At 65.1% G+C, this 16,611-nt stretch carries 17 protein-coding genes and 1 tRNA gene; 11 read left to right on the top strand and 7 right to left on the bottom strand.

Features of this window, described 5'->3' with window-relative positions:
• The first annotated feature begins 145 nt into the window (after positions 1 to 145).
• Positions 146 to 1,153 (top strand): LacI family DNA-binding transcriptional regulator, encoded by a 1,008-nt coding sequence (locus ACFQB0_RS09435; protein WP_386730583.1) that lies wholly within the window; start codon positions 146 to 148, stop codon positions 1,151 to 1,153.
• A 423-nt stretch (positions 1,154 to 1,576) separates the two neighbouring features.
• On the opposite strand, the gene ACFQB0_RS09430 is transcribed toward ACFQB0_RS09435, so the two are convergent.
• Together ACFQB0_RS09430 and ACFQB0_RS09425 are read right to left on the bottom strand one after the other, a co-directional pair.
• The gene (locus ACFQB0_RS09430) at positions 1,577 to 2,341 is read right to left on the bottom strand and encodes a DNA alkylation repair protein (protein ID WP_386730581.1); all 765 of its coding nucleotides are present in this window, start codon (positions 2,339 to 2,341) and stop codon (positions 1,577 to 1,579) included.
• Positions 2,334 to 2,813: a MarR family winged helix-turn-helix transcriptional regulator gene (locus ACFQB0_RS09425; RefSeq protein WP_386730578.1), complete on the bottom strand. Its 480-nt coding sequence runs from the start codon at positions 2,811 to 2,813 to the stop codon at positions 2,334 to 2,336. The genes ACFQB0_RS09430 and ACFQB0_RS09425 overlap by 8 nt, the downstream gene beginning before the upstream one ends.
• Before the next feature lie 398 nt (positions 2,814 to 3,211).
• On the opposite strand from ACFQB0_RS09425, the gene ACFQB0_RS09420 reads away from it, so the two are divergent.
• Positions 3,212 to 3,670, top strand: a complete 459-nt coding sequence (locus ACFQB0_RS09420) for a hypothetical protein (RefSeq protein ID WP_386730575.1) — start codon at positions 3,212 to 3,214, stop codon at positions 3,668 to 3,670.
• A gap of 280 nt (positions 3,671 to 3,950) precedes the next feature.
• Here ACFQB0_RS09420 and ACFQB0_RS09415 read toward each other — a convergent pair whose 3' ends face one another.
• Together ACFQB0_RS09415 and ACFQB0_RS09410 are read right to left on the bottom strand one after the other, a co-directional pair.
• A complete protein-coding gene (locus ACFQB0_RS09415; protein ID WP_386730574.1) occupies positions 3,951 to 4,148 on the bottom strand; it encodes a hypothetical protein in 198 nt (65 codons plus the stop codon).
• 110 nt (positions 4,149 to 4,258) lie between these two features.
• A complete protein-coding gene (locus tag ACFQB0_RS09410; RefSeq protein WP_386730572.1) occupies positions 4,259 to 4,735 on the bottom strand; it encodes an HXXEE domain-containing protein in 477 nt (158 codons plus the stop codon).
• A gap of 559 nt (positions 4,736 to 5,294) precedes the next feature.
• Between ACFQB0_RS09410 and ACFQB0_RS09405 the strand changes: the two genes are divergently transcribed.
• Positions 5,295 to 5,735, top strand: a complete 441-nt coding sequence (locus ACFQB0_RS09405; RefSeq protein ID WP_386730569.1) for a hypothetical protein — start codon at positions 5,295 to 5,297, stop codon at positions 5,733 to 5,735.
• Between the two features lie 55 nt (positions 5,736 to 5,790).
• Positions 5,791 to 6,201: a hypothetical protein gene (locus ACFQB0_RS09400; RefSeq protein ID WP_386730566.1), complete on the top strand. Its 411-nt coding sequence runs from the start codon at positions 5,791 to 5,793 to the stop codon at positions 6,199 to 6,201.
• Between the two features lie 252 nt (positions 6,202 to 6,453).
• Here the strand turns inward: ACFQB0_RS09400 and ACFQB0_RS09395 are convergent.
• Positions 6,454 to 6,537 (bottom strand) — tRNA-Leu (locus ACFQB0_RS09395).
• Between the two features lie 205 nt (positions 6,538 to 6,742).
• Between ACFQB0_RS09395 and ACFQB0_RS09390 the strand changes: the two genes are divergently transcribed.
• The 7 genes from ACFQB0_RS09390 (at position 6,743) to pknB (ending at position 15,557) form a co-directional block, all read left to right on the top strand.
• On the top strand, positions 6,743 to 7,492 hold the full coding sequence (locus tag ACFQB0_RS09390) for an FhaA domain-containing protein (RefSeq protein ID WP_386730563.1): 750 nt from the start codon (positions 6,743 to 6,745) through the stop codon (positions 7,490 to 7,492).
• The gene (locus ACFQB0_RS09385; protein WP_386730560.1) at positions 7,489 to 8,022 is read left to right on the top strand and encodes an FHA domain-containing protein FhaB/FipA; all 534 of its coding nucleotides are present in this window, start codon (positions 7,489 to 7,491) and stop codon (positions 8,020 to 8,022) included. The genes ACFQB0_RS09390 and ACFQB0_RS09385 overlap by 4 nt, the downstream gene beginning before the upstream one ends.
• 4 nt (positions 8,023 to 8,026) lie before the next feature.
• Positions 8,027 to 9,256, top strand: a complete 1,230-nt coding sequence (locus ACFQB0_RS09380; RefSeq protein ID WP_386730557.1) for a PP2C family protein-serine/threonine phosphatase — start codon at positions 8,027 to 8,029, stop codon at positions 9,254 to 9,256.
• Between the two features lie 13 nt (positions 9,257 to 9,269).
• The gene (locus tag ACFQB0_RS09375) at positions 9,270 to 10,658 is read left to right on the top strand and encodes an FtsW/RodA/SpoVE family cell cycle protein (RefSeq protein ID WP_386731529.1); all 1,389 of its coding nucleotides are present in this window, start codon (positions 9,270 to 9,272) and stop codon (positions 10,656 to 10,658) included.
• Positions 10,658 to 12,112, top strand: coding sequence for a peptidoglycan D,D-transpeptidase FtsI family protein (locus ACFQB0_RS09370; RefSeq protein ID WP_386730555.1), 1,455 nt, complete (start codon positions 10,658 to 10,660; stop codon positions 12,110 to 12,112). Before ACFQB0_RS09375 ends, ACFQB0_RS09370 begins: the two co-directional genes overlap by 1 nt.
• Positions 12,109 to 13,794: a protein kinase domain-containing protein gene (locus tag ACFQB0_RS09365; protein ID WP_386730552.1), complete on the top strand. Its 1,686-nt coding sequence runs from the start codon at positions 12,109 to 12,111 to the stop codon at positions 13,792 to 13,794. Before ACFQB0_RS09370 ends, ACFQB0_RS09365 begins: the two co-directional genes overlap by 4 nt.
• Before the next feature lie 65 nt (positions 13,795 to 13,859).
• The gene (pknB, locus tag ACFQB0_RS09360; protein WP_386730549.1) at positions 13,860 to 15,557 is read left to right on the top strand and encodes a Stk1 family PASTA domain-containing Ser/Thr kinase; all 1,698 of its coding nucleotides are present in this window, start codon (positions 13,860 to 13,862) and stop codon (positions 15,555 to 15,557) included.
• Between the two features lie 260 nt (positions 15,558 to 15,817).
• Here pknB and ACFQB0_RS09355 read toward each other — a convergent pair whose 3' ends face one another.
• Together ACFQB0_RS09355 and ACFQB0_RS09350 are read right to left on the bottom strand one after the other, a co-directional pair.
• The gene (locus ACFQB0_RS09355) at positions 15,818 to 16,456 is read right to left on the bottom strand and encodes an anthranilate synthase component II (RefSeq protein WP_386730546.1); all 639 of its coding nucleotides are present in this window, start codon (positions 16,454 to 16,456) and stop codon (positions 15,818 to 15,820) included.
• On the bottom strand, positions 16,453 to 16,611 hold the full coding sequence (locus tag ACFQB0_RS09350; RefSeq protein WP_386730544.1) for a hypothetical protein: 159 nt from the start codon (positions 16,609 to 16,611) through the stop codon (positions 16,453 to 16,455). The genes ACFQB0_RS09355 and ACFQB0_RS09350 overlap by 4 nt, the downstream gene beginning before the upstream one ends.

Raw genomic sequence — 16,611 nt, 5'->3', positions numbered from 1 at the left:
TGTCAATTGAGCAGGACACTACCACAGTCTCGGACTCCGGGGAATGGCGGGAACGGCGTCGAGGCAAGAGGACCGGAGGATCGTCGTGTGGAGAACCCGGTCGCATAATGTATATGCGCCGGAGAGCGGCGCGGGAGGAGGAGGCATGGAGGCGGATGCCGACGGCGCTCGCTCGCGCACCACGCTGGCCCACGTCGCGGCGCGCGCCGGCGTGAGCCTCAAGACGGCATCGCGGGCCCTCGGCGGCGAGTCGCACGTGAAGCAGGAGACCCTCGCTCGGGTGCTCGAGGCAGCGCGGGCGCTGGACTATCAGCGCAACGCCGCCGCCAGCCTGCTGGCGAGCCGTCGCCTCGCCGACTCGATCGGGCTCGTCACCGGCGACTTCACGAACCCCTTCTACTCCGCGCTCGCCCAGGCGATCGAGGACGAGATCCGCACCGAGGGCATGCACCTCTCGGTCGCCAACGCCCGGGAGTCGGCGGTTCAGGAACGCCGGGTCGCGCACGACCTCGCCGACCGGCAGACGAAGGCGCTCCTCGTCGTCTCCTCCATGCAGGACCACTCCGACTACGCGGCGCTGCAGGCGCGGGGCATCCCCGTGGTGTTCGTCGACCGTCCCGCCTCGGGCATCGAGGCCGACTCCGTCGTGTTCGACGACCGCGAGAGCGGGCGCCTCGCGGCCCGCCACCTCAGCGCAGGCGGCCACCGGCGGATCGCCTTCATCGGCGACTACTCCTGGCTGCCCACCCATCGGGAGCGCGTGGCCGGGTTGGGAGACGTGCTGGATGCGACCGGGGACACCTGGCGCCGGCTGCTGCGCACCGACGCCCACGACGTCGAGGCCGCGCGGACGCACGCCGCCGAGCTGCTCGCGCTCCCGGATCCGCCCACCGCGATCGTGGCGGGCAACAATCGGATCCTCCTCGGGGTGCTGGAGGCGCGCAGGAACGCGGGCGCCGTGCCGCCGGCGGTGCTCGGCTTCGACGCCCCGGAGTGGGCCGAGGTGCTCGGGATCAGCGTGATCGCCGGCGACGTCGAGGCCATGGGGCGGCGCGCCGCCCGGCTCGCGCTGATGCGGCTGTCGGATCGCTCCCGATCGATCGAGAACGCGGTGCTCCCGGTCCGGCTGACGGCGCGCGCCTCGACGCGCTGAGCCCGTCCCGGCCGAGGGGCCTCGGGGCGCTGACCAAGACGCCACAGCAGAACCTGACTCAGCTAAGCCGATGCGAACTGGTGGGCATGAGCAGCGCATGATGAAGAGGACGCAGAGGCGGAACTTCGCGCTTGAGCCGGTCTTTCACTGTTCTCCTGCCTTCTCGGTCCGCGTTCTCAGCGGAGTCATCACATGCTCCCGTCTCAGCCCTGATCGGGCGGGCCGTAGGAGAGCCGGTCGAAGATCAACACGCTCTCTGCGATCTTCCCGCCCTTGACGGTGAAGAACTCGGCGGCTGGGGTCGCGGCGGTCTAGGGGTAGTAGAACAGCGCCACACGATCCCCGTCGACGAACTCAGCAATCTCGCCGATGCCGGTGATCTGTACTTATGACCATGCGCATCTCTGGCGAAATGTCGGAGCCCTATTTGAGCGATCGGAGCGCGCGGCTTGTTGTGCGTGCCGTCTCTGGCGTGGAGCTTTCGGCGCGCCACCGAGCGCACAGGCTCACGGCCCACTCGGGATCGGTCTTGGCCGCGTCGTTGATCCAGTTCGCCACTGAGTCTTGGACGTAGCGTGAGGGGTCGGAGCGGAGCGGTTCGAGAATCGGCTCGCCAAGACGCGGGTTCGCTTTGAGAGCCGCGATATGTCCAGCCCAGACGCCGCGAGGCCGGAGCGCTTCGCTGGCGAAACGGCGAAGATTCGCGGAATCTCCCCCTGTCCAGGGAACGAGCAGTTTGATCGACTCGGTGAGGTTCTTCACGAGGCGCGGGCGAACCGCCATCCAGACCCACTCGCGCACTGTGAAGCAAGAGTCGTCCGCCAGCGGTTTGCAGGCCCCAAGAAGTTCGGGTGCGTCGTATGTCGGATCGGAGGCTGTCGTGAAGCACCACCAGCCGCGCACCGTGTCGGACGGATGCGAAGCCAAAGCCGCGAGGTCGTCAGCGGAGAGGTGCAGTCGTAGGGCTGCGCCGATCGCAGCCATGCGCTTCAAAACGCCGAGCCCTTGCGCTTCGTCTGCCGCCTGCACTAACGCCGCAGGTGCATCCGGCACGACCACCGAGAGCAGAACACGATGGTCGATCGCCAAAGCCTCGCTCAGTGTCCTCGCCTCCGCGCGGCCCGAGTTGAGGTCGGCCAGATGTGCCGCCCCGACCTCGCTGACCTTGCGGGCTCCCGTGCTACTCATTCCGACTTCCTCCACCCAGGCTGTGCTGGATTGCAGCGAACACATCGAGCGCATCGTCTGCCGCCTCCGTGCTGATCCCCGTCGAGAGCTCTTGCAACCAAGCGCCATAGATCGGCACGAGACGATCGAGGACTTCCTGGCCCGGCACAGTGACCTCAATCGTCATCGAACGGCGATCGGCAGGATGCGCGGATCGGCGGATCAGTCCTTGCCGCTCCAGCCCGTCGACCAGGCCAGTGATCGCAGCGCGAGTAATCCCAAGCTGTTCAGCCAGGAACGCAGGGGTCGCCCCTCTCGACTTCGCCGCAGCAAGCAGCACGCTCAATCGGCCCTCGGAGAGGTCGAACTTCGACAGTTCGGTAGCGCAGGCCCGATCGATCAGCGAGGCAGTGTGCAGCAGCGCCATCACGACCCGTGCACCTTTGCTCTGCTGCCGCGCATGCTCCAGCAACAGCTCGTGCTTCTGATCCATCAACGATTTCATCAACACCTAGATTATCAACTGGTTTACTAAATCACCATCAACCAACGAAGGCATCCAAGTCACAAGCAGCCCTGGTCTTCCGAACGAACGTATGTCACCGTTGTATACACGGTAGTTTCTGTACTAGAAACATTCGAGGGTAAGCCTCTTCGCTACTCGCGCTGGCCGTCTCATTAGGCAGCACGAGCACGAAGCCGAGACAGTCGAAGCCAAGATCGGGGCAGATGTCAGTATCCCACGGGCCTGGATCACATCCCCGGGCTCGTCGATCCCACTCGCGCACTGTGAAGCAAGAATCGTCCGCTCTATTGCTGTCAGGCGGCCGATAGCATCATTAGATGTCGTCGACGCGTTCTCGATTGAGCCCTGCGAAAGTAACGATGCTTATGGCCGTCGGGGTCGGCATGCTCGTGATCGCTGTCTGGATTGTGACGCTCCTCCTTCCGAACCCACAGCCGCTGACGGTCGAAGCGGCGACTGCGAAGGTCACGGGTTACCTCGATCGGATCGAGAGCACCCTCCCGGTAGGCAGCGTGCTTGAGCGTTCGGAGGAGATCACCCAAGACTCGTGCCCTATTGAAGAACGTGGCGGCCAAGCGAAGGTTCGGCGAGTTGTCTACGTCGACCCCGTGCTCGATCGAGTGAGCTGGGCGGCGACCCTCAGCGGAGAGTTCCCCGAGGCAGACGGCTGGGTGGTGCGAGTCAGGACGCTGGATTCCCGTGAGAATCTCGATATTCGTATTGTGGGGCGAGACCTGATCATAATGAATCTCACAGCGAGCGACGCCAGCGGGCAGGCCCGAATCACGATGGGCGCCACGAGTGAATGCAGCCAACCCGGCTGACCGGCGTATGAGACATCGACCCACCCATCCTCGAACTCAGCACCTAAACAACAAATCGAAGGACACCACAGGCGATCCAGGATCGTCGCGCCCGCGCACTTAGGCTGGACCTCGTGACCATGCACCGAGGGCGCGGGCTGGACAGGGAATATGAGCAGGCCCCGTGCCGATAGAAGGCTAGAAGGCGAGGCCTCGTTGCGGGCTGAAGACGCCGAAAAGCCCAAGATCCCGCGCCTCGTCTGGCGGATCGCCGAACTCTTCGCACCCCATCGGGCCGCGCTCACAGCTCATGACCAGCCGGTGGGATCGCCGCTTGAAGTGGGCGACCGCGAAATACGACAGCCTGCACCGGGTCACGATCAAGGAGCTGCGTCATACCCACGCGACCCTGCCGCTCGAACTTGGCGAGCGTGCAGGAGCGTTTGGGCCACTCAACGATCACCACGATGAACATCTGCTCCCACGTCACACCAACCATGCAGCGTTCCGCAATCGACCGCTTCGCCACCCACCTCGGCTCGTAATCGGAACCGCGCGCGGGCGCGTTCAAGAACCATCCCGCGCGCTGTCAGCGGAGACCATTACGGTCTACCTTCTGCGGATGAGTACGCGTGCGAGGAGCTGGCAAGCGAGTGCGGCGGGAACGAGCAGCGCAGCTCCGGCGACGTAGTCTTTCGCGCGGAGCGGCTCTCCGGAGTCGCGAATCTCTCGGAGAGCGGATTCCGCACCTGGCAACATGACGGGGAGGGCGGTTGCGACGCCCGCGGTGTACCGGCGTTGCAACAGGGAGGCCAAGAGATGCGTACCAACGTGCGCGTGGAGTCCAGCGACCATTGCTCGATAGAACCGTGAGCGGACGTTCGACGTCTTCCCGCGGCGACAAGCGAGCGCGACGATGGTTCCCATCAGCCCGACGGCGAGCCACGACTGACGCTGATCGAGGCGGAGAGCTTCGATGCCGGTCGTGTCTGCCAGAGAATCGCACGTGCTCGGAAAGGCCATCGCTTCTTCGACATCGTGAATTGCCCAGGCAACGAAGAGATGAGCGGGGCCACGAGCATTCATGCCACCACGCTATCAACGGCACTACGATTGAGCGCGTCTAACCACTCGACTCGTGATGTTGGTGCTGTCGCGAGCGGAGTAGCTTGCTCACCCTCATGGCCCTACGTCGTCCAGGCATAGAGAAGCAGCAGCTCCGAATGCCACCGTGACCCGGGCTTAGCACTTTTCTCTAGCACTTTCAACGAAAATAACCCCCAACCCGGTGATAAAAAACCCCAGGTCAGGGTTCATTATCATTACTGTGGGTTGTTTGCGGAACTCGTTCATACCTGTATGTAAGCGGGAGCTTCAGACTCCGAAAAACCGCAATCCTCCGCTAAGGTCCGAAAAATCCTCTCGCCTCGGTGACCTCATGGCCGCGGTGACAAGAAGTTCGACAAGACCACTGAAATCCAGACCCTGGCACTTAGCCGTCAGCACCGCCGGAGAAATTCATAGCGAGCACGAAGACGCGTCGCTGGAAAAATTTGGTGATGTGGGAATCGCGCCTCGTAGGCGGCCTTCGAACAACCCCGCTAGGTTTGAGCACAATCGATGGTGGGGAAAGGAGCAAGACGCGATGAGCAAAGTAACCAGGACCGGCAAAGTTTGGATGACGGCCGTGGCTTTGTGCGGCATAACGCTGTCGATCGCGGGATGCGCTCAGCAGGACCCCACATCTCAGATTCAGTCATTCCTCGCGACGGAAAGCGGTCCGGAGGACGTTCTCCCTTCCATACTGGAGACCAGCGGAATGGACACGAAATCCAGCAGGGAGGTCGGGACCCTTGGCGCGCTACGCTACTTCGTCACTGCCTACAGCGTGAACGGAGCTTGCCTCGTCATCGTGGATTCCAAGTCTGCTGCTTCCTCATCTGCGTGCGGGTCCGACTTGAGTGGGCTAAGGACGAGCAGCTCCGAAGTTGGCGGAGCCAGAATCGTGACGGACAGCGATGAAGTTCCCCCTGGATGGACCAGGCTCGCTGATTTCCTCATAGTGAACCCGGACGCTACTTCCTGAGTCGAGTCGCCATCCGCTCGCTGTTCACTTCGACAGCCATGTACAGTACGCCACATTGTTCGCCACAGGTCCGCTCGCGCTAGCTTGGGTGTCGTTCCCACCCGAAGCCGGCGTCAAGTACCGCCAGGAGCTCCCCCACGGCACCGACGAATGGCACGAGCTCTACTCGACCGGTCGCAACACTGTCGAAGGCTTCAATGCCTTCGTCAAAGACACCGCCTACCATGCTCTCGCCGACCCCGGCCAGCGACGTCTGCGCGGCTACGCTGCGCAATACCTCCTCACCACAGTGCTCACCGCGGCGGCAAACATCCGCAAAATCACCAACTACCTCGCCGACCACCACCGCGTCGCCGCTGGCGAACACGTGCCGCCGAAACGACGCCGGCCCGCGAAGCGGAAAACCAGCATGAAGGAGTGGGAACCTTCCGGCGAAGAACTCGCAGTGGGCGGGCCCCCTACATAGGAGCGGTAGCGCCTGGCTCCCTCCCGCTTTAGTTACACGCATCAGCTCAGTCGCAAGAGGACAACTCGTCGCGCCAAGAAACATGCTTGTGAGTGGCTGGGTGCCTGACAAAGTCGTCTGGCCTGACGCTGAGCGGCATCATGAAGGCTAGAACAGCAAGGAAAACGAAAAGGCCCCCGATTTCTCGGGGGCCTTTCTTATTCGCTTGGAGTTTCGCAAACTGATTTACTCAGTTTCACAAACGACCCACTGTGCGCGAGGGGGGACTTGAACCCCCACGCCCTTTCGAGCACTGGCACCTGAAGCCAGCGCGTCTGCCAATTCCGCCACTCGCGCGAGCTTAGCGATGCTAGCACTTTCGCCACGGTTGCACCATTTCGCCGGCCTTCTCATGGGGCGCAAGTCGCGCACCGAAGCACCCGGAAGATGCGGCGAGCGCCAAGCCGTGTCATCCTAGCGAGCGATACTCTTCGCGTCGCCGGGTTGTTCCCAGCGTGTCCGACTACCATTTGATAGTCGTCAGAACCGGATCGGGAGACCTGTGGGCCTACTGGACAACTTCGAGAAAGGTCTCGAGCGCGCCGTCAACGGTGCCTTTGCGAAGACCTTTCGCTCGGGGCTGCAGCCGGTCGAGATCACTTCGGCACTTCGCCGAGAGCTCGACACCAAGGCTGCGGTCGTCTCGCGCGACCGCGTTCTCGTGCCGAACACGTTCACGGTGCGCATGAACTCAGCCGACTGCAAACGCATGGCCGCCCTCGGGCCGACCCTCATCGACGAGCTCACCCAACTAGTGCAGCAGCATGCCGCTTCGCAACGCTTCCAGTTCGCCGGTGGCATCGTCATCCGCTTCGCAGAAGACCCCGGCCTCAGCGAGGGCATGGTGCAGGTCGACTCGTCGAACGTCAAGGGCGAGATCGCCTGGACGCCGTTGCTCGACATCAACGGCAAGCGCCATCCGCTGCTCAAGGCCCGCACCGTGATCGGCCGCGGCAGCGACGCGGACATCACCGTCGACGACACGGGAACCTCCCGCCGGCACGTCGAGATCCTCTGGGACGGAAGCCGGGCCAAGGTGCGCGATCTCGGTTCGACGAACGGCTCTCAGCTCAACGGCGCCGCGGTCAAGGAAGCGATCCTCGAACCGGACTCGGTCATCACGATCGGTCGCACCCGCATCGTCTTCCGGGTGCTCGCACAGGCGGCATCCATCGATCAGTTCGCCGACCGCCGCATCGACGACGCCACCCAACGTCACGACATGGGCGGATTCTGGGGGCCTGCCTCGTGAGCGAACTCACCCTGCTCGTACTGCGCCTCGGCTTTCTGCTGCTGCTCTGGCTGTTCATCTTCGCCATCGTCTACTCGCTGCGCTCCGACCTGTTCGGGCAGCGAGTGCGCAAGCTGCAGCCAGCGGATGTCACAGCCGGTTCGGTCGGCGGTGGGGCGGCCCGGAGCAGCGGCGGGAGCGACTCCGCAACGGCGGCCACTCCTCTCGCCGCGTTCGGCCGAGAGATCGCAGGGGTCGGCACTGCGAGCAAGCTGGTGATCACCTCCGGCGTCAAGGCTGGCGCCGAGTTCCCGCTCGGCCGCGACGAGATCACGATCGGCCGCTCGAGCGACTCGACCATCATCATCCGCGACGACTACACCTCGACCCACCACGCACGACTCATGTTGTGGAACGATCAGTGGATGATCCAGGACCTGGACTCGACCAACGGCACCTTCCTCGACGGCGCCCGGGTCGCCGTTCCGACTCCCGTCCCGCTGAACACGCCGATCAAAATCGGCGCCACCAGCTTCGAGCTGCGACGGTAGGCGCATGGCGACGGTCACAGACAGTGCGGCGATCTCTCACGTCGGACGGATCCGAAACAATAACCAGGACTCCGGGCTCGCCGGCCACAACCTCTTCATCGTCGCCGATGGCATGGGAGGCCACGCCGGAGGCGACGTGGCCTCCGCCATCGCGGTCCAACGCATCGCAGAAGCCGACAAACCCTACGTCTCGGCGCCTGACGCCGAATTCGCATTGCAGGCCGCGCTCGTCGCGGCCAACTCTCTGTTGGCGGAGACGGTCTTCGAACACTCCGAACTCACCGGCATGGGAACGACCGTCAGCGCGATCTCCGTGCTCGACGGTCAGGTCGCGCTCGCGCACATCGGCGATTCCCGCATCTACCTCTACCGCGACGCCGAGCTCACCCAGGTCACCACAGATCACACCTTCGTACAGCGCCTCGTCGACAGCGGTCGCATCACCGAAGAGGAGGCGGCCGTGCACCCTCGCCGATCGGTACTCATGCGGGTGCTCGGCGATGTCGACTCCGCGCCGGAGATCGACACCTCGATCCTCACCACTGTTCCTGGCGACCGCTGGCTGATCTGCTCAGACGGCCTCAGCGGCATCGTCTCCTTCGACCAGATACGCAACGAGCTCGCCACCGGCGGAGCGCAGGAGGTAGCGGAGCGACTCGTCAAAGACAGCCTCGACGGCGGGGCACCCGACAACGTGACCGTCGTAATCGTCGACATCGGCGAGTCGCCGGCCTCCGTCAAGCCGCCGGTCATCGTCGGCTCCGCCGCTGCTCCGCTCGCCTTCGGCGCTGAGGAGGTCGTCAGGAGCCGTGCCCTCCGGTTGCCGCCCTTCCGGCTGCATCCTGTTCGCGAGACCCACTTCGAGCCGGACTCGCAGGACTACCTCGACGAGCTCATCGAAGAGGATCAGCGCCGCGCGCGCCGACGCAAGATCATATGGCTCGCCTCGATCCTCACACTGGTGATCGTCGTCGTGCTCGGGTTCTTCCTCGCCTACCAGTGGACGCAGACGCGGTTCTACATCGGCGTCGACAACGGCTCCGTCGCCATCTACCAGGGCGTGCAGCAGGACCTCGGCCCGATCTCGCTGCACAGCCTCCACAAGGACACCGACATCCCGGTCACCGACCTCACGCTCTACGACCAGCAGACGGTGAGGAGCACAATCAGCGCCGGATCGCTCGAAGAGGCTCTGCAGATCGTCGACAGGCTGGAGCTCAACCGTGTCCGGTAACCGAGCGGGAGCGATCGTCGAGGCGTCGCCGCGCAAGTCCGGCCCGCCGACCGGAGGCGTCCGGCGCATCCACATCCCGCAGAAGCTGCGCAACCTCGAACTCGCCCTGCTGATCATCGCATGCGTCATCAATGCGAGCGCCGTCGTGCTCGTGCAACTCGGCGCCATCGGCCATATCGACACGACACTGGTCATGCTCGGAGTGGGCCTGTCCGTGCTCGTCTTCGGCTTGCACATCGCGATGCGCTTCGTCGCACGGGACGCCGACCCGTTCATCCTGCCGGTCGCGACCCTGCTCAACGGCCTCGGCATCGCCATGATCTACCGTATCGACATCGCCCTCGGCGACTCCGGCTGGGAGAGCGCCGCCGTGAGGCAGATCGCCTGGAGCGCCATTGCGATCGTCGCGGCGATCGTCGTGATTCTCGTCATCCGCAACCACCGCGTGCTGTTCCGCTACACCTACCTCTCCGGTCTCGTCGCCGTGGTCCTGCTGCTGCTGCCGTTGCTGCCCGGCATCGGCCGCGAGGTCAGTGGCGCCCGCGTCTGGATCGGCGTCGGCGGGTTCATGACGTTCCAGCCCGGCGAGATCGCGAAGATCGCCCTCGCCATCTTCTTCGCCGGCTATCTCGTGCGCAACCGCGACAGTCTGTCGATGGTCGGAACGAAGGTGCTCGGGATGCGGTTCCCGCGCGTGCGCGACCTCGGCCCGATCCTCGTGGTCTGGGCGCTGTCGATGTCGGTCATCGTGTTCCAGCGCGACCTCGGCACCGCCCTGCTCTACTTCGGCATATTCCTCGTCATGCTCTACGTCGCTACCGGCCGAGTCAGCTGGGTCGTGCTGGGCCTCGCGCTGTTCCTCGGCGGTGCCCTCGCCGCGAGCCAGGTGCTCAGCTACGTGAACGGACGCATCACCAACTGGCTGGACGCATTCAACCCTGCCGTCTACGACGCCGGCGGCGGCAGCTTCCAGCTCGTGCAGGGACTGTTCGGCCTCGCGCACGGCGGTCTCATCGGAACGGGTCTCGGCCAAGGCCGCCCCGATATCACCCCGGTTCCCCAGAGCGACTACATCATCGCCAGCCTCGGCGAAGAGCTCGGCCTCGCCGGCGTGTTCGCGATCCTCTCGCTGTACATCCTCTTCGTCGCCCGCGGCTTCCGAATCGGCTTCGCCGGACAGGACGACTTCGGCAAGCTGCTCGGCGTCGGCCTCTCCTTCGTCGTCGCCCTACAGTGCTTCATCGTGATCGGAGGCGTTACCCGCGTCATCCCGCTCACCGGCCTCACCACGCCGTTCCTCGCCGCCGGCGGGTCATCGCTCGTGGCCAACTGGATCATCGTCGCGCTCCTGCTACGACTCTCCGACACGGTGCGCAACCAGCCGAGACTGGTGGTGACCTGATGAATCGCGAACTCAAGCGCGTGAGCATCGTCGTGATGCTCATGTTCGTGACCCTGCTCTGCTCGACGACCGTCATCCAGGTGTTCCAGGCCGACAATCTGAGCACGGATGCCCACAACACCCGGACCCTCTACGACAGCTACTCGGTCGAGCGCGGCCCCATCCTCATGGCGGGCACTCCGATCGCGCAATCCATGCCAGTCGGCGACGACTACAGGTTCCAGCGTCAGTACGCCAACGGGCCTCTCTACGCACCGATCACCGGCTACTTCCCGGTCAATGGCGAGCCGACCGGGATCGAAGGATCGCTCAACGACTACCTGAGCGGCACCTCGAGCTCGCAGTTCCTCGGCTCGCTGGAACGTCTGTTCACCGGGCAGGAGCCCAAGGGCGCATCCGTCGAGGTCTCGATCGACCCGGTGGCCCAGCAGGCGGCGTGGGACGCCCTCGGCGACTACACCGGAGCCGTCATCGTGACCGAACCCAAGACCGGGCGAATCCGCGCGATGGTGTCGAAGCCCGGCTTCGACCCGAACGCCCTCGCCGTGCACGACACCCAACTGGTCAACGACACCTACGATGGCCTGCTCGCCGACCCGGGCAACCCGCTCATCGACCGCGCGATCGGCGGCAACCTCAACCCGCCGGGATCGGTCTTCAAGCTCGTCGTCGTCGCCGCCGCTCTCGAATCCGGGCGCTACACGCCCGACAGCGAGTTCCCCAACCCGGGCACCTTCCAGCTACCCGGAACCAACACCGTCATCCGGAACACGGAGGGGGGCAGCTGCGGGGGAGGCGAGACGGTGACCATCGCCACGGCCCTGCGACTCTCGTGCAACATCCCGATGGCCCAACTCGGCCTCGCTCTGGGCAGTGACGCCATACGCGCACAGGCCGAGAAGTTCGGCTTCAACGTGACGCACAAGATCCCGATGAGCTCGGAGACGAGCGTCTACCCGCGTGTACTCGACAATGCCCAGACCGCGCTGTCGGCCTTCGGCCAGTACGAGGTGCGTGCGACACCTCTACAGATGGCCATGGTCTCCGCCGGGATCGCCAACGGTGGAATGGTGCTCGCGCCCACACTCGTCGAGGGAATCACCGCGCCGGATCTCATGCCGCTGCAGACCTTCGAGCCGAAGGACTTCCGGCAGGCGATCACCCCCGAGACCGCGGCGACGATGACCGCGATGATGGTCAATGGAGTCGATAACGGCGCGGCGAGTAATGCAAGAATAGATGGGGTCAAAGTGGCTGGTAAGACAGGAACCGCGGAGAACGGCGGAAACGATCCGTACACGCTCTGGTTCACCGGTTTCGCCCCCGCCGACAACCCGGAATACGCGATCACCGTCCTCGTCGAGGACGGCGGGGGCATGGGCCAGACAGGGTACGGCAACCTGATCGCCGCACCCGTAGCAAAACAGGTACTAGAGGCGGTGCTGAATAAATGAGACCCACAGCAGGGCTCACCTTCGGGGGGCGTTACGAGCTCCAGTCCCGGATTGCCATCGGCGGGATGGGTGAGGTGTGGCAGGCTACCGACCTCATCATCGGCCGTCAGGTGGCGATCAAGATCCTCAAGGACGAATACCTCGGCGACCCGGGGTTCCTCGAGCGTTTCCGCGCGGAGGCCCGTCATGCTGCGCTCGTCAATCACGAAGGCATCGCGAACGTCTTCGACTACGGCGAAGAGGAGGGCAGCGCTTACCTCGTGATGGAGCTCGTGCCCGGCGAAGCGCTCTCCACGATCCTCGAGCGCGAGCACGTGCTGTCGACCGACAAGGTGCTCGACATCGTCGCGCAGACGGGGGCTGCACTCCACGCCGCTCACGCGGCCGGGCTCGTGCACCGAGACATCAAGCCGGGCAACCTGCTCATCACTCCGGACGGCCGCGTCAAGATCACCGACTTCGGCATCGCCCGCATCGCCGACCAGGTGCCGCTGACCGCGACCGGTCAGGTCATGGGCACCGTGCAGTACCTCTCGCCCGAGCAGGCCTCCGGTCACCCGGCGTCGCCGACGACCGACATCTACTCACTCGGGATCGTCGCCTACGAGTCCCTCGCCGGCCGTCGCCCGTTCACGGGCGAGTCACAGGTCGCGATCGCGATGGCACAGATCAACGAGGCTCCGCCGGAACTCCCCATCACGGTCTCCGAGCCCGTGCGCAACCTCGTGTTCGCCTCCATAGCGAAGAACCCCGCCGATCGTCCCGCCTCGGCCGCCCACCTCGCCCGTGCAGCGACAGCGCTCCGCCGCGGAGACGTCCAGGCGGCTGCGGCATCCGTGCCGGCCGTTCTCGGCGGTGCCATGCCGACGACCGGCGCGACGATGCTCATGCCGTCAGCTGGCGCCACGCAAGCGACGACGGTGCTGCCTGCCGCCGGCACCACGACCCGCGCCGAGGCCGTCGAGGCCGACAAGCAGAAGAAGAAGCGCAATCCGTGGACCTGGCCGCTCATCGCACTCATCGCGATCCTCGTCATCGTGCTCATCGGAACGCTCATCGCGGTGTTCGCGAATCAGGGCGACGAGAAGCCGCCCGTGACAATCTCCACGAGCGCGGCGCCCAGCCCGACCCCGACCCCGAAGGCGACGACCTCCACCCCCACTCCGACCGTCAACACGGTTCCCGTGAGCGAGGCGGACTTCGTCGGCCTCAGTAGCGCGGATGCACGCGCCAAGGTCGAGGGACTCGGCCTCGTTGCGAACGTCGTGATCGGCAACGCGGCGACGACGCCGGGCGAGGTCGACAAGGTGTACACCGTCAACCCGACGGGCAACGTTCAGAAAGGCACGACGATCACTCTCACGGTCCACGGCAACGTGGTGATGCCGAACGCTCCGGCCAATGCCCCGACACTGAGCGGAAGCGGGGCGCCGGTTCTGCCCCACAGCGACGTCACCGTCAAGTGGGAGTCGCAGAGCTGCCCCAGCGGTCAGACGCTGAGCGGCTACAACGTCGCCGTCACGGGCGATGCGGTGATCAAGGTCCAGGATCAGACCCCGGGGGGAACGCGCACCGCGGTCATCACCGCGGGCACGAAGGACTTCGAGGTAACCTTCCAGTATTTCTGCGGGCAGCTCGACTCTCCGTTCTCCCCCGCCCTCACGGTGAAGGTCGGACCGTAGGGAAAATGTCACCCGAACACGGGTAAGATTTGCGGGATTGCGTCTGAACGAGAGGGAGCACCGCCGTGACTGAGGAAGGCCGTTTGATCGCGGGGCGCTATCGCGTCGGCGAACTGATCGGTCGCGGCGGCATGTCCGATGTCCATATCGGAACCGACTCCCGGCTCGGACGCACGGTCGCGATCAAGCTGCTCAAGCCGTCGCTTGCCGCCGACCCCGCCTTCCGCACACGCTTTCGGCAGGAGGCGCAGGCCGCAGCGCGCATGGCGCACCCCACGATCGTGCGCGTGTTCGACGCCGGCGAAGAGACCGTCACCGAGTCCAACGGCACCGAGACGCAGTTGCCGTTCATCGTCATGGAATACGTCGACGGCCGGCTGCTCAAAGATGTCATCCGCGGCGGTGCCCTCGAGCCGAAGGAGGCCGTTCGCATCCTGGACGGCGTGCTGACGGCGCTCGAGTACTCGCATCGCGCCGGGGTCGTCCACCGCGACATCAAGCCGGGCAACATCATGATCACCAAGGCCGGCCAGGTCAAGGTCATGGACTTCGGCATCGCCCGTGCCATCTCGGACTCCTCGACGACCGTCGCTCAGACGACCGCCATTCTCGGCACCGCGTCGTACTTCTCGCCAGAGCAGGCCAAGGGCGAGGCGGTGGACGCACGCACCGACCTCTATTCGACGGGCGTCGTGCTGTTCGAGATGCTCACCGGGCGGCCACCATTCCGTGGAGACACCCCCGTCGCGGTCGCTTACCAGCACGTCAGCGAGACCGCGGTCAAACCGAGTGCGGTCAACCCGAAGGTCTCCCCAGCGCTCGACGTCGTCGTCGCCCATGCCTTGGCCAAAGGCCGCTTCGAGCGATACCAGACCGCAGCCGAGTTTCGCGAAGACCTGGACACGGCGGCAGCCGGACGTGTGCCCATCCACCGCCCTGTCGACGAAACGAATGCCGGACTCTTCGGCGTGCCTCAGACGGCACTGTCGGGCTCGGAGATGGCACTCAAGCAGCTGGCCGAAGACGACGGCATGGTGCGCACCCAGCGACGCCCGCCGGCGATCTGGATCTGGGCGGGCATCGTGAGCGTCATCGCCATCATCGTCGCCGTCATGTTCTGGGTCTTCAACCTCACTCCCAGCAACGAGCTGCCCTCGACCTCCCGCGAGGTTCCTTCAGTCGTCGGATGGACCTTCGACGACGCGCGGAACGCGCTCGCCGAAGTCGACCTCTCCACCACCGAGCTCTCCGAGGCCAGCGCATCCGTTCTGGAAGGCCAGGTCGTCAAGACCGACCCGTCCGCCGGAACCATTGTGTCACCGGGTACGTTCATCAAGGTCTATGTGTCATCGGGCAAGACGCGGGTCGATGTTCCGGATGTCACGAACCAGCTGGTGGCCGATGCCGAGGCAGCGCTCACCGCGGCCGGCTTCTCGATCGGTCAGAGGACGAAGGAGAACTCGCCGACCGTCGGCGCCGACATCGTTCTGCGCACCGACCCCGTTGGCAGGACGTCCGGACATGTCGGCGACCCCGTCAACCTCGTCGTGTCGAGCGGCCTCGTGACGCTCATCGACCTCACGGGCCAGACGCTGAGCGCCGCGACCGACCTGCTCGCCGCGCCGAACCTCCAGCTCACGGCGGTGCCAAAGCCGGATCCCTCGTGCAAGGCGCGGCCCAACTCGCCGATCATCAATCAGTCGCTCGCTCCGGGCGATGTGCCGCAGAGATCCGAGGTTGGGCTCAGCTACTGCTCGGGCTGACGGCTCCGCGCTCGCAAGCCACCGGCTCTCGTTCCCGCAGCCATTCCGGCTCCGCCGCCGGATTCCGCCCTGTTCCTGCCGTCCCCGGCCTGCCCCCCGCCCCACCTTGCGCGCCATCTTTGTGTTCCACGCCGTTCTTGGTGGCGCGGATCACAAAGATGGCGCGCAAGGACGCTCGGCCGGCGACGGCGGGCCGGCGGTGGCGGGCCAGGGACGGCACGAAGAGCGGTGACGCGCGGCGAGGCCGACGGAGGCGGAACTCAGCTCAGCTTGAGCAGCGGGTGGAGTCCGACGGCGGTGTCGCCGGCGCCGAGAAGTCCCGCGTGCTCGAGCCAGTTGCCGAGCATCCGGTAACCGCCCTCGGTGAGCACCGATTCGGGGTGGAACTGCACGCCGAACAATGGCGCCGACTCGTGCCGAAGGCCCATGATGACGCCACCCTGGGTTCGGGAGGTGACGACGAGCTCATCGGGCACGGTTCCATCGACGACCGCGAGCGAGTGATAGCGCGTCGCCGTGAAGGGTTGCGGGACGCCCGCATAGAAGTCGCTGTCGTCGTGAATGACGAGCGACGTCTTGCCGTGCATGAGCTCCTCGGCGTTCGTCACGGTGGCGCCGAACGCCTCGGCGATCGCCTGGTGACCGAGGCACACGCCCAGCAGTGGCTGGCCGCTTGCGAATGCCGCCTTCACGATGGCGATCGAGACCCCGGCTTCGGCGGGCTTTCCGGGCCCGGGCGAGACGAGGATAGCGTCGAACTCGGCTGCCCTTGCGGCCGCATCCGCCACCGAGAAGGCGTCGTTGCGCAACACCTCGGTCTCGGCTCCGAGTTCCCGCAGATAGCCGTTGAGGGTGTAGACGAAGCTGTCGTAGTTGTCGATGACGAGAACGCGGGTCACGTGCCTACCGTCACTTCCTGATTGTTGATGATCAAGTCTACCCAGGGGAACACCCAGGTGACGAGAGAGAAGAGCACTGACGCGATGAGCAGCAGCACGAGCAGGATCCGCAACCATACCGGACCGGGCAGGGTGCGCCAGAGCGCAGCGTACAT

Origin of the sequence: Luethyella okanaganae (assembly GCF_042660285.1) — a bacterium.
In the GTDB taxonomy this organism is placed as follows: Bacteria; Actinomycetota; Actinomycetes; order Actinomycetales; family Microbacteriaceae; genus Luethyella; species Luethyella okanaganae.
The sequence above is the reverse complement of the archived record's forward strand: the minus strand, read 5'-3'. Positions and strand labels throughout refer to the sequence as shown.